General features: G+C 72.5%; 10 protein-coding genes. 9 read left to right on the top strand and 1 reads right to left on the bottom strand.

The genetic code is table 11. From position 1 onward, the window contains the following. Positions 1-162: 162 nt before the first annotated feature. The 9 genes from ACRAKI_RS15645 to ACRAKI_RS15605 all read left to right on the top strand — a co-directional run bounded on the left by ACRAKI_RS15645 (position 163) and on the right by ACRAKI_RS15605 (position 11,162). Positions 163-1,179 (top strand): iron ABC transporter substrate-binding protein, encoded by a 1,017-nt coding sequence (locus tag ACRAKI_RS15645; RefSeq protein WP_447007810.1) that lies wholly within the window; start codon positions 163-165, stop codon positions 1,177-1,179. 47 nt (positions 1,180-1,226) lie between these two features. After that, complete coding sequence (locus tag ACRAKI_RS15640) at positions 1,227-2,684, top strand: ABC transporter permease (RefSeq protein ID WP_447007809.1); 1,458 nt, start codon at positions 1,227-1,229, stop codon at positions 2,682-2,684. Then, positions 2,681-3,703 carry an ABC transporter ATP-binding protein gene (locus ACRAKI_RS15635; protein ID WP_447007808.1) on the top strand — a complete coding sequence of 341 codons (1,023 nt, stop codon included), beginning with the start codon at positions 2,681-2,683 and terminating at the stop codon, positions 3,701-3,703. The genes ACRAKI_RS15640 and ACRAKI_RS15635 overlap by 4 nt, the downstream gene beginning before the upstream one ends. Continuing rightward, positions 3,700-6,135 carry an AMP-binding protein gene (locus ACRAKI_RS15630; RefSeq protein WP_447007807.1) on the top strand — a complete coding sequence of 812 codons (2,436 nt, stop codon included), beginning with the start codon at positions 3,700-3,702 and terminating at the stop codon, positions 6,133-6,135. Before ACRAKI_RS15635 ends, ACRAKI_RS15630 begins: the two co-directional genes overlap by 4 nt. A gap of 161 nt (positions 6,136-6,296) precedes the next feature. Further along, positions 6,297-7,160 carry a maleylpyruvate isomerase family mycothiol-dependent enzyme gene (locus ACRAKI_RS15625; RefSeq protein WP_447007806.1) on the top strand — a complete coding sequence of 288 codons (864 nt, stop codon included), beginning with the start codon at positions 6,297-6,299 and terminating at the stop codon, positions 7,158-7,160. Between the two features lie 83 nt (positions 7,161-7,243). Continuing rightward, complete coding sequence (locus ACRAKI_RS15620) at positions 7,244-8,599, top strand: TrkH family potassium uptake protein (RefSeq protein ID WP_447007805.1); 1,356 nt, start codon at positions 7,244-7,246, stop codon at positions 8,597-8,599. Beyond that, positions 8,592-9,263, top strand: a complete 672-nt coding sequence (locus ACRAKI_RS15615) for a potassium channel family protein (protein ID WP_447007804.1) — start codon at positions 8,592-8,594, stop codon at positions 9,261-9,263. The genes ACRAKI_RS15620 and ACRAKI_RS15615 overlap by 8 nt, the downstream gene beginning before the upstream one ends. 52 nt (positions 9,264-9,315) lie before the next feature. Next, positions 9,316-10,008 carry a TetR/AcrR family transcriptional regulator gene (locus tag ACRAKI_RS15610; protein WP_447007803.1) on the top strand — a complete coding sequence of 231 codons (693 nt, stop codon included), beginning with the start codon at positions 9,316-9,318 and terminating at the stop codon, positions 10,006-10,008. Then, a complete protein-coding gene (locus ACRAKI_RS15605; RefSeq protein WP_447007802.1) occupies positions 10,005-11,162 on the top strand; it encodes an FAD-dependent monooxygenase in 1,158 nt (385 codons plus the stop codon). The genes ACRAKI_RS15610 and ACRAKI_RS15605 overlap by 4 nt, the downstream gene beginning before the upstream one ends. Positions 11,163-11,169: 7 nt before the next feature. Here the strand turns inward: ACRAKI_RS15605 and nhaA are convergent, their stop codons facing one another. Then, a complete protein-coding gene (nhaA, locus tag ACRAKI_RS15600; RefSeq protein ID WP_447007801.1) occupies positions 11,170-12,456 on the bottom strand; it encodes a Na+/H+ antiporter NhaA in 1,287 nt (428 codons plus the stop codon). Positions 12,457-12,563 lie beyond the last annotated feature (107 nt).

Here is a 12,563-nt window from a genome sequence, read left to right as displayed (position 1 = left end):
CACGATTTCGCCTCGTCGGGCCACCGCCGCGTGACCACGCCGGACGAGTGGTGTGTCCGGTGTCGCACCGGGCATTGCCCTCACGGGGTTGTGTGAAATTTAGGTTAGCTTTACCTTGTCCCACGCCTGGGCCGCCAGGGTGGAGTACGAGGAGGACCCGCAGTGAGCCGTCGCGCACGCGCCGTCGCGTTGATCATGGCGTTGTTGACCGTCCCGGTAGTCGCGTGCGGCAGCGCCGGCGGCAGTGACGCCCTGGTGATCTACTCCGGTCGCAACAAGGAGCTGGTCGGCGGTGTGCTCGACCAACTGGAGCAGGCCACCGGCGTCAAGGTCGAGGTGCGCTACGGCAGCAGCGGCGAGATGGCGGCCCAGCTGCTGGAGGAGGGCGACGCCACGCAGGCCGACGTGTTCTTCTCGCAGGACGCGGGCGCGCTGGGCGCGGTCGCCGAGCAGGGCCGGCTCGCCGAGCTGCCCGCCGACGTGCTCGGCCTGGTGCCCGAGGAGTACCGGGCGGACGACGGCAAGTGGGTCGCGACCTCGGCCCGTGCCCGCGTGGTGGCCTACGACCCGCGGGTCGTCACCGAAGCGGAGCTGCCGAAGACGCTGGAGGACGTGGTCGACCCGAAGTGGAAGGGTCGGATGGGCTACGCCCCCACCAACGCCTCCTGGCAGGCGTTCGTCACGTCGGTGCGCGTGGTCAAGGGCGAGGACTTCGCCAAGCGGTGGCTGAGCGACTTCGCCGCCAACGACCCGAAGCGCTACGACAACAACATCGCCATCATGAACGCGGTGAACGACGGTCAGCTGCCGGCGGGTCTGATCAACCACTACTACTGGTACGCCAAGGTCGCCGAGAACGGCGCCGACGCGGTCAAGGTGAAGCTCCACTACGCGGGCGGCGGCGACCCGCTCAGCCTGGTGAACGTGGCGGGTGCGGGCGTGGTCGCCGGCACGGACCGGAACGAGGCCGCGGTGAAGGCCGTCCGGTTCCTGCTGTCCGAGGAGGCGCAGCGGTACTTCGCGGACGAGACCGCCGAGTACCCGGCCAACCCGACGGTGAAGTCGGCCAAGCACCGGCTGCCGGCGCTGACCGAGCTGAACGGCCCGGACATCGACCTGTCGAAGCTGTCCTCCCTCCAGCAGACGCTGACCCTGCTGCAGGAAGCAGGGCTGTCCTGAGGGGTCCGCTGCGGGCCGCACCGACGAACACCGCACTCGCCCTGGTCGTGGCCGGGGTCGCCCTGACACCCCTCGCCTACCTGGCGGTCCGCTCCTTCGACCGCGGGGTGGGCGAGGTGGGGCGGGTGCTGTGGCGTGCCCGCACCCTCGACCTCGCCGTGCGGAGCCTGGCGCTGGCGGGCGCCGTGACGGTGGCCTGCGTCGTGATCGGCGTGCTGGGCGCGTGGCTGGTGGTGCGCAGCGACATGGTCGGACGGCGCGCCGCCGGTGTGCTGCTGGTGCTGCCGCTGGCCGTGCCGTCGTACGTGGCCGGGTTCACGTGGGTGGCGCTGGTGCCCGGACTGACCGGGTTCGCGGGCGCGTTCCTGGTGCTCACGCTGGTGTCGTTCCCGTACGTGCTGCTGCCGGTGGCCGCCGCCCTCCGCACGGCCGACCCGGCGGTGGAGGAGGTCGCGCGGTCCCTGGGCCGGACGAGCGCGCAGACGTTCTTCTCCGTGACGCTGCGCCAGGTCCGGCCGGCGGCGACGGCGGGCGGGCTGCTGGTGGCGCTGTACGCGTTGAGCGATTTCGGCGCCGTGTCGCTGATGCGGTACGAGGCGTTCACGCTCGGCATCTACACGAGCTACCGGGCCACCTTCGACCGCACGCCCGCCGCGATCCTGGGCTGTGTCCTCGTGGCGCTCGCGATCGCCCTGACCGTCGGTGAACGGCGGGCGCGGGGAGCCGCCGCCACGACCCGGGGTCCGCGTCCCGCCGTCACGGTGCCGCTGGGCAGGGCCCGCGTCCCGGCGTTCCTGGGCACCGCCGCGCTGCTCTTGGTGTCGCTGGGCGTGCCGGTGTTCAGCCTCGGCTGGTGGCTCGCCGCGGGCCGGTCCACCATGGGCGACGACCTGCTGTCCACCACCGCGAACACGGTGGCGGTGTCGGCGCTGGGCGCGGCGCTGACCATCGTGCTGGCACTGCCGGTCGGCGTGCTCGCGGCACGTCATCGCGGCGCGCTGGTCCGGGGTGTGGAGCTGGCGGGGTTCGCCGGTCACGCGTTGCCGGGCATCACGATCGGGCTGGCGCTGGTGTTCTTCGGCATCCGGTTCGCGCCCGGTCTCTACCAGACGACGCCGATGCTGGCGTTCGCGTACGCGGTGCTGTTCCTGCCGCTCGCGGTGGGCGCGGTGCGGACCGCCGTCGCGCACGCACCGCCGGTGCTCGAAGACGTGTCGCGGTCGCTGGGCAAGAGCCGGACCGAGACGCGGTTGCGGGTGACCGTGCCGCTGGCCGCGCCGGGCATCCTCGCGGGCGCCGCGCTGGTCTTCCTGACCTGCGCCAAGGAGCTGCCCGCGACCCTGCTGCTGCGGCCGACCGGCGTCGACACGCTGGCGACCGAGCTGTGGACCAAGACGGAGGTCGCCGCGTACGCCGCCGCGGCCCCGTACGCCGCGGTGCTGCTGGTGGTGGCGGCGATACCGGCCGTGGTGCTGGACCGGTTCCTTCGTGGAGGTGTGCGATGAGCGACTTGCGCGTCAGCGGTCTCGTCGTGGGTTACGGGCCCGAACCGGTGCTGCGCGGCCTGGACCTCGCCGTCCCCGAAGGCCGCCTGCTGGCCGTGCTCGGGCCGTCCGGCTGCGGCAAGACGACCTTGCTGCGGGTGCTGGCCGGGTTCCACCCGGTGCGGTCCGGTGAGGTCAGGCTCGGCGACCGGGTGCTGGCCGACCGGTCCACCCACGTGCCGCCGGAGCGGCGGGGCATCGGCATCGTGCCACAGGAAGGCGCGCTGTTCCCGCACCTGACCGTGGCGGGCAACGTCGGCTTCGGGTTGACCCGGGCACAGCGCCGGGACGGCCGGGTCGAGGAGCTGCTGGAGCTGGTCGGGCTGTCCGGGTACGGGCGCCGGATGCCCGCGCAGCTGTCCGGCGGGCAGCAGCAGCGGGTGGCGCTGGCACGGGCGCTGGCGCCTCGGCCGGGTGTGGTGCTGATGGACGAGCCGTTCTCGTCGCTGGACGCGAGCCTGCGCGACGAGCTGCGCGCCGATGTGCGGACGGCGCTGCACGCGTTCGGTGCGACCGCGTTGCTCGTCACGCACGACCAGCAGGAAGCGCTCGGCGTGGCCGACCTGGTCGCGGTGATGCGCGACGGCGTGGTGGCGCAACTCGGTGCGCCGCAACAGATCTACACGTCGCCGACCGATCTCGGGGTGGCGTTGTTCGTGGGCGAGGCGGTCACGTTCGACGGCTCGGCGCGCAACGGCGTGGCCGACACCCCGCTGGGCCGACTCGCGGTCCTGGACACCGCGGCGGGCAACGGCACGGTCCTGGTGCGGCCCGAGCAGCTGCACGTCGGCGCGGACGGTGTCGCGGCCACTGTGGACGACGTCCTGTTCCACGGGCACGACGCGACCGTGCTGCTGCGGCTGGGCGACGGCACGCGCGTGCGGTCACGGGTCCAGGGTGCCCCGCCGGTGCGACCGGGGGACGTCACGGCGGTGCAGGTGTCCGGGTCGGCGCTGTTCTTCGCCGGCGGCACGTCGTGACCGCGACCGCCGACCTCGGGTTCGCGGCGGGGCTCGCCGCGCACGGTGACCGCGTCGCCCTCGTCGCGCCGGACGGCACGGCGATCAGCTACCGGGAACTGGACGACCGGGTGGCCGCCGCCGCCGACCGGCTGGGCGCGGTGCGCCGGCTGGTGCTGCTGGCCGTGCGCAACGACGTCGACTCGCTCGTCGCCTACCTGGCCGCGTTGCGCGGCGGGCACCCCGTGCTGCTCACCGCCCCCACGCAGGTGGACGTGCTGACGTCCGCCTACGACCCGGACGTGGTGGTCGACGGCCGGTGGACCGAGCACCGGACCGGCACCGCGCACGAGCTCCACCCGGACCTCGCGCTGCTGCTGTCCACCTCCGGCTCGACCGGCTCCCCCAAGCTGGTGCGGCTGTCGTCGGACAACCTGGCGGCGAACGCCGAGGCCATCGCGGAGTACCTGGACCTCCGCGCCACGGACCGCTCGATCACGTCGTTGCCGGTGCACTACTGCTACGGGCTGTCGGTCGTGAACAGCAACCTGCTGCGCGGCGCGGGGCTCGTGCTGACCGACCGGTCGGTGGTCGACCCGGAGTTCTGGGCGGTCGTGCGGGAGCACGGCGTGACCGGCCTGCACGGCGTGCCGCACACGTTCGACCTGCTCGACCGGGTCGGGTTCGAGCAGATGGACCTGCCGAGCCTGCGGTACGTGACCCAGGCCGGCGGGCGGCTCGCGCCGGAGTCGGTCCGCCGGTTCGCCCGGCTCGGCGCGGACCGCGGCTGGCGGCTGTTCGTCATGTACGGGCAGACCGAGGCGACGGCCCGGATGGCCTACCTGCCGCCGGAACTGGCGTGCGCCCACCCGTCCGCGATCGGCGTGCCCATCCCCGGCGGGGAGTTCGACATCGCGGCGGACGGCGAGCTGGTGTACCGCGGTCCGAACGTGATGCTCGGGTACGCCCACCGCCCCGCGGACCTCGCGCTCGGCCGCACGACGGGTGAGCTGCGGACCGGCGACCTCGCCCGGCGCACGCCCGAAGGCCTGTACGAGGTGATCGGCCGCAAGAACCGGTTCGTCAAGCTTTTCGGGTTGCGGATCGACTTGGACCGGGTCGAGCGGGTGCTGGCCGAGGAGGGCGTCGAGTCGGCGTGCGCGGGGACCGACGACGGGCTCGTGGTCGCGGTGCGGGGCGGGGTCCGGCGGGTGGACCGGCTGGTCCGGGACCGCTGCGGGCTGCCCGGCGCGAGCGTGCGCGTGGTCCGTGTCGGCGAGGTCCCCCGGCTGCCGAACGGGAAGGTCGACTACGCGGCGGTGGCCCGGCTGGGGCGCGTTCCGGCTCTTGAAGGCGGCTCGGTCCGGACGGTGTTCGCCTCGGTGCTCGGGGTGTCGGACGTGCCGGACCACGCGACGTTCGTGGACCTCGGCGGTGATTCGCTGAGCTACGTTCAGGCGTCGGTCGCGCTGGAACGGGTGCTCGGCCCGCTGCCGGCGGACTGGCACACCACGCCGGTGGCGGAGCTGGAGGGCGGACGGGCTCCGGTGTCCTCGCGGATGCCGTCGGTCGAGATGAACATCGTGCTGCGGGCGATCGCGATCGTGCTGGTCGTCGGGTCGCACATCGAGTTCTTCGACATCACCGGCGGGGCGCACCTGCTGCTGGTCATCGCGGGGTGGAACTTCGCGCGGTTCGTGCTGCCGCTGTCGAGCCGGATGGTGCGCAGCGCGGCGCTGATCGCGGCTCCGGCGGCGCTGTGGCTCGGGTACCGGGCGGCGGTCACGGACGACGTGACGGTCGTGAACGTCCTGCTGGTGAACAACTTCGTCGGCACGGGAGCGGTCGGCTACTGGTTCGTGGAAGTGGTCGTGCACGCGCTGGTGGCGTTCGCGGTGCTGTTCGCGGTGCCGTTCGTGCGGCGGGCCGAACGCGCGCACGGTTTCCTCACCGCGCTGGTGTTCCTGGGCGCTTCGCTGCTGCTGCGGATCGGGTTCGACGACTCCAGTTCCTTCGCCGAACGCAACATGACCACGTTGGGCGCGGCGTGGTTCTTCGTGCTCGGGTGGCTCGTGCAGCGAGCCGGGACGCGGTGGCAGAAAGCGGTCGTCCTGGTCCTGGCGTTCCTGCTGATCCCCGACACGCTCGACGACCCGGCGCGGGAAGCGGTCGTGTGGGTGGGGCTGGTGCTGCTCCTCGGGGTGGCGCGCGTGCGGCTGCCCAAGGCGGTGGTGGCGCTCGTGACGCTCCTGGCAGGCGCGTCGCTCCACATCTACCTGATCCACTACGCCGTGTACCCGCCCCTGCTCGACCACCTGCCGCGCCTGCTCGTCGTGGTGGCGAGCCTGGCGGCGGGTGTCCTCGCGTGGCAGGCGGCCGGGCGCTACCAGCGGTCCGCGGCGCGGTGGTGCCGCCGGGTGCTCTCGGAACCGGCGCGGTCACGACGCCGTTGAGGGGACGGCACTGCCGGCTCCGCTCGTGGTCGAGGCACGAAGCGGTGGCGCCGCCGAAGTGGCCGATCGAGAGCAGTTTGGCGGAAGCCCCCGCCTGACGACGTCGCTATGTTCGTCCCCGTGGGCTTCGTCGTGGGCCCCGCGGCGTCAGGGGGCGACTGGTGGAGTTGGCACTCACCGATCAGCGGTGGCGGGAACTGCGTGACGCGCTCGCCGACGTGAGCCACCGGTTCGACCGGCTGCTCCGGGACTGCCGGACTCCCGACCTGCGCGCGGTCGGGAACTGGTCGGTCGCCGAGACCGCCGCCCACACCGCCATCGTCGCCCGCCTCAACGCGGCCCTGATCGCCGACGACCCGTCCCCGCTGGGTTACCCCGAGCTGGACCGGCTCGCCGGTGAGAGCAGCTTCGCCGACTTCGGCCGGCTCAACGACACGGCCCTCGACCACTACCCGGACCACTCGACGGAGGCGTCGGCGAACCGCCACCGCGACCAGGTGGACCTCCTGCTGGCCCGCGCGGACGACGTGGACCCGCACGAACTGCGCCCGTGGCTCGGCAGCGCCCGCCTGCCCGCGGCGACGCTCGTGGCCCACCAGCTGAACGAGACCATGATCCACGGCCTGGACATCGCCCGCGCGCTGGACGTCCCCTGGCCCATCCCCACCCGGTACGCCGCCTTGTCGTTCGACGTGTTCCTGATGCAGCTGCTCGGCGGCGACTCGGGCCGGCTGCTGACCGGAGGCCCGCCCGGTCGCGGTGGCGCGCCCGGCCGCGTCGTCATCGGGTTCCGCTCGAAGCACACCACCCCCGTCGTCCTGACGAGGGACGACGGGCGGCTCTCCATCGACCCGCCCGACGGCGGGAAGGTCGACGCGACGGTCCGGTTCGACCCGACCGCGATGATGCTCACGATCTTCCGCCGCACCCGCCTCGCGCGGGCCGTCGTGACCGGCAAGGTGTTCGCGTCCGGCCGCCGCCCCTGGGCCGCCGTCGGCTACCTGCGGGGCATGCGATCGCCGTAAAGATCCCGGCGGACGGACTGCCCGGGTCGCGGTGCCGGTTTAGGGTTCGGCGGTCGGGATCCTGATCGTCCGGGAGAGTGAGCGTGAGGGCAACGCGTCCTCGGGTGACCGCGGGGATCGGCAGTCCGGCTCGGCTGGTCGTGCTCGGTTTCGGCGGTGCGGTGCTGGTCGGCACGCTGCTGCTGGTGCTGCCGATCGCGACCGAGGACGGCGCGTCGGCGGGCGTCGTGGCGGCGCTGTTCACCTCCACCTCGGCGGTGTGCGTGACCGGGCTGGTCGTGGTGGACACCGCCACGCACTGGTCGACGTTCGGTGAAGTCGTGGTGCTCGTCCTGATCCAGGCCGGCGGACTGGGGATCATGACGCTGGCCTCGCTGCTCGGGCTGCTGGTCGCCCGCCGGATGGGGCTGCGGCTGCAGCTGACCGCGCAGGCCGAGACCAAGTCCCTCGGTCTGGGCGAGGTGCGCGGGGTCGTGCTGCGGGTCATCGCGGTCAGCCTGGCGGTCGAGGCGGTGGTCGCGGTCGTGCTGACCACGCGGTTCGCCGCCGGTTACGACATGCCGTGGGGCCGCGCGCTGTACGAGGGCGTGTTCCACGGCGTCTCGGCGTTCAACAACGCGGGCTTCGCCCTCTACGCCGACAGCATGGTGCGGTACGCGACCGACCCCTGGATCACCGTGCCGATGATGGTGGCGATCACCGTCGGCGGGCTGGGGTTCCCGGTGCTGTTCGAGCTCGGCCGCCGGCTGCGCGGTCGGCTGGGCCGCTGGACGTTGCACGCCCGCATCACGCTGGGCACCTACGCCGCGCTGACCGTGTTCGGCATCGTCGCCGTCACCGCCATCGAGTGGACCAACCCGGCCACCCTCGGGCCCTTGGGCGTGCCGGGCAAGCTGCTGGTCGGGGCGTTCCACGGGGTCAACCCCCGCACCGCCGGGTTCAACTCGGTCGACGTGGGCCAGATGTCACCGGCGTCGTTGCTCGTCACCGACTTCCTGATGTTCGTCGGCGGCGGCAGCGCGGGCACCGCGGGCGGCATCAAGGTGACCACGTTCGCGTTGTTGGCGTTCGTCATCGCCGCCGAGATCCGCGGTGAGCCGAGCGTGCACGTGCTCGGACGGCGGCTGTCCGCCGAAGTCCAGCGCCAGGCCCTCACGGTGGCGCTGCTCGGCGTCGGCGCGGTGGCCGCTTCGACGTTCGCGCTGCTGCTGATCACCGGGTTCCCACTGGACGCGGTGCTGTTCGAGGCCATCTCCGCGTTCGGCACCGTCGGCCTGTCGACCGGCATCACCGCGTCCATCCCGGCCGGCGGGCAGCTGGTGCTGGTGGTCCTGATGTTCCTCGGCCGGCTCGGCCCGATCACCCTGGCCGCCGCGCTCGCCCTGCGCGAGCGGGCGCGCCGCTACGAACTACCAGAGGAGCGACCGATCGTTGGCTGACCGCACCGCACCCCGTCCCGCCCGCGTCGTGGTCATCGGCCTGGGCCGTTTCGGCGGGTCTTTGGCCCGGGAACTGGCCGCGCACGGCACGCAGGTCATGGGCATCGACTCACGGCCCGCGATCGTGCAGCGCTACGCGGACGACCTCACGCACGTCGCCGTGGCCGACACCACCGACGAGACAGCCCTGCGCCAACTCGGCGTGCCCGACTTCCAGCGGGCCGTGGTGGCCATCGGCAGCGAACTGGAGGCCAGCATCCTGACCACGGCGCTGCTGGCCGACTTCGCCATCCCCACCATCTGGGCCAAGGCGACCAGCCGTCAGCACGGCCGGATCCTGGAACGGATCGGCGCGCACCACGTCGTGCTGCCCGAGCACGACATGGGCGAGCGCGTCGCCCACCTGGTCACCGGCCGGATGCTGGACTACATCGAGTTCGAGGACGACTACGCGATGGTCAAGACCGTCGCGCCGGAGCAGTCCGTCGGCGTGCCGCTGGGCCGGAGCAGGCTGCGCAGCCTGCACGGCATCACGGTGGTCGCGATCAAACGCCCCGGCCACGACTTCACCTACGCCACCGCCGACACCGTCGTGCAACGGGGCGACATCCTCATCGTGGCCGGTCGCACCAACCAGGTGGAGCTCTTCGCCGACCTCGTCTGACGGCAGCCCGTCGCAGGACGGACGGGTGTGACGCCGGTCCGCTTGAAAACAAATGACGAATCTGTTTTTATGGTCGCAGAGGCGCCGAGGTGGCGTCGCGGAGCCAAGGGGGAGAGCGACGCCACCCGCGTTCTCGGCCGGGGAGAAAGCCCGGATCACGGAGCTGCTGCTGGAGACCGGCTACCGGCTGTTCACCACGGTCGGCCTGCGCAAGACCACGCTGGACGAGCTGATGGCGCCCACCGGGGTCGCGAAGAGCAGCTTCTACGTCTTCTTCGAGTCCAAGGAAGCGCTCTACCTGGAGCTGATGCTCCGGCAGACGGCCGGCGTCAAGCGGCGGGTCGTGGACGAAGCGCTGTCGGCCGGCGCGGACACGAGGGACAGCCTGCGCCGGTTCCTGCGCGCCACGTTGCACGAGCTGACCACCAGCCCGCTGTGGCGCAGGCTGATGAGCCACCCCGAGGAGATGCGCGCCGTCGCCGCGAAGCTCGACCCGGCCAGGGTCACCGCGCTGGCGGAGGACAACCCCGTCGCCGCGCTGTCGGAGTTCGTGGCCGAGCGGCAGCGCGCGGGCGAGCTGGTCGACGTGGACCCGGCCGTCGTCATCGGCGTGCTGCGGACGGTCCTCCTGGTGCCGATGTTCGCCGACCAGCTCGGCGACCCGGCCCTGCACCCCACGATCATCGATCTGCTGGTCGACATCGTCGCCGCGGGTCTCACCACACCGAGGGGATCAACGACATGACGAAGCGGGCAGTGATCGTCGGCGCCGGTATCGCGGGCCTGGGCGCGGCGTTGCGGCTGCGCCAGGCGGGCTGGCAGCCGGTCGTGGTCGAGCGGGCGCCGAGCCGCCGCTCCGGTGGCTACGCGGTGACGTTCGCCGGGCTGGGCTACGACGCCGCCGAGCGGATGGGCGTGCTGGGCGAGCTGGAGCAGCGCCACATCACCCCTGACGACATGGTCTACGTGCGGCCGGACGGGACCACCCGGTTCACCGTGCCGGGCGCCACCGTGCGCGCCCTGGTCGGTCGGCGGTCGCTCAACCTGCTGCGCGGTGACATCGAGGACGTGCTGTACCGGGCCGTCGAAGGGGACGCCGACATCCGGTTCGGCACCACCGTCACGTCCGTCGAGCAGCACGCGGACCGCGTCGAAGTGGGGCTGAGCGACGGTTCGAGCGAGGTCGCCGACCTGCTGGTCGGCGCCGACGGGCTGCACTCCCGCACCAGGTCGCTGGTGTTCGGCCCGGAACGGGACCACCTGCTCGACCTGGACCACGTGGTCGGGGTGTTCATGGTGGACGGGCGGCCGGACGGCCTCGCCCCCGGCGCCACCGCCAGCCTCACCTCCCAGGGCCGCACGCTGGCCGCGATCAGCCTCGGTGGTGACCGGTCCGCCGCGTTCTTCGGGTTCCGCACCGACGACGTCGCCCGCGACCTCGCGGCCGGTCCCCAGGCGCGGCTGCCGGAGGTGTTCGCGGACATGGGGTGGCTCGCGCCGGACCTCCTCCGCCGGCTGCGGACCGCCGACTCGGTCTACTACGACACACTCAGCCAGGTGGTGATGGACCGGTGGAGCAGCGGTCGGGTCGTCCTGCTCGGTGACGCGGCGTGGTGCGTGACGCTGTTCGCCGGGTACGGCTCGTCCCTCGCGCTGGGCGGCGCCGACCTGCTCGGCGCCGCCCTGGAGGAGTCGGACGACGTGCCCGCCGTGCTCGCCGCGTGGGAGGGCGGCCTGCGGCCGGAGGTGCGCCGCAAGCAGAAGCTGGGCCGTCGGGTGAAGGGGATCTACGCGCCGGCCGACCCGTTCCGGCTGTGGCTGCGCGACCTGCCGCTGCGCACGGCCGCGCTGCCGCCGGTGAGCCGACTGCTGAAGCGCCGGCTGCAGCTCGGCGGCTGACCCCCGGTCACGCCGGGTCGCGCTGGTGGACGTCCGGGATGCCGTCCTGGTCGTCGTCGCGCGTCTCCTCCTCGTGGATGAGCCGGTACACCCGGTTGCGGGCTCGCAGGATGACCGTGGCCACCAGCACCGACAGCAGCGATCCGAGCAGCACCCCGACCTTGGCGTGGTCGTACTCGGCCGAGCCCGGCTCGAAGGACAGCTCACTGACCAGGAGCGACACGGTGAACCCGATGCCACCGAGGACGGCGATGCCGAGCACGTCCACCCAAGCCAGTTCCTTGTTGAGATCGGCTCTGGTGAACCGGGCCACCAGCCAGGTGCCCCCGGTGATGCCGATGGTCTTGCCCAGCAGCAGTGCCAGCACGATGCCCAGCGTGACGCCCTCCGTGGCGGAGGAGAGCAGGCCGGACACACCGCCGAAGGAGACACCGGCGGCGAAGAAGGCGAACACCGGCACGGCGAACCCGGCGGACAGCGGACGCCACCGGTGCTCGAAGTGCTCGGCCAGGCCGGGGCCTTCGCCTGTGCGCCGGACGACCGGCACGGCGAACGCGAGCAGCACCCCGGCGACGGTGGCGTGCACCCCGGACGCGTGCATCAGCCCCCACGCCAGCGCGGCCAGGGGCAGCAACACCCACCACGACCGCACTCGTCGCTGCACCAGCACGGCGAAGAGCCCCAGCGGCACCAGGACCAGCGCCAACGGCACCGGGGACAGGTCGTCGGTGTAGAAGAGGGCGATCAGCAGGATCGCGATCAGGTCGTCCACCACGGCGAGGGTGAGCAGGAACGTGCGCAACGCCGCCGGCAGGCAGCGGCCGATCACCGCCAGCACGGCGAGCGCGAACGCGATGTCCGTGGCGGTCGGGATGGCCCAGCCGTTGAGCGCGTCCGGGTTCGTCGCGTTGATCAGCACGTAGATCAACGCGGGGACGACGACTCCGCTGATCGCCGCCGCGACCGGCACCGCGGCCCGCCGCACGTCCCGCAGGTCGCCGGCGACGAACTCGCGCTTCAGCTCGAGCCCGGCGACGAAGAAGAACACGGCCAGCAGGCCGTCGGACGCCCACTCCACCAGGCTCAGCCTCAGGTGCAGGGACTCCGGCCCGAACTCCACCGCGCCCAACGCCGTGTAGGCCCCGGCCCAGGGCGAGTTCGCCCAGGCCAGGCCGATCACCGCCAGAGCGAGCATGAGGACCCCGCCGACGGTCTCCAGCCGGAGGACGTCGCCGATCCGCTTGGCCTCGGGCCACGATCCGCGGCTGAACAGGCGTGTGGTGTTCGGGTGCACGGGCGGCTCCAGGCGTCGTCGAGACCAGACGCCGACCAGGCTTCCCGGCACACCATGCCACGTGCGGTGGCAACGTGTGGCAACCCTACCTGTCGTTCATGAACACC

The organism is Saccharothrix isguenensis (assembly GCF_052936305.1).
This window is presented reverse-complemented; position numbering and strand designations above follow the sequence as displayed.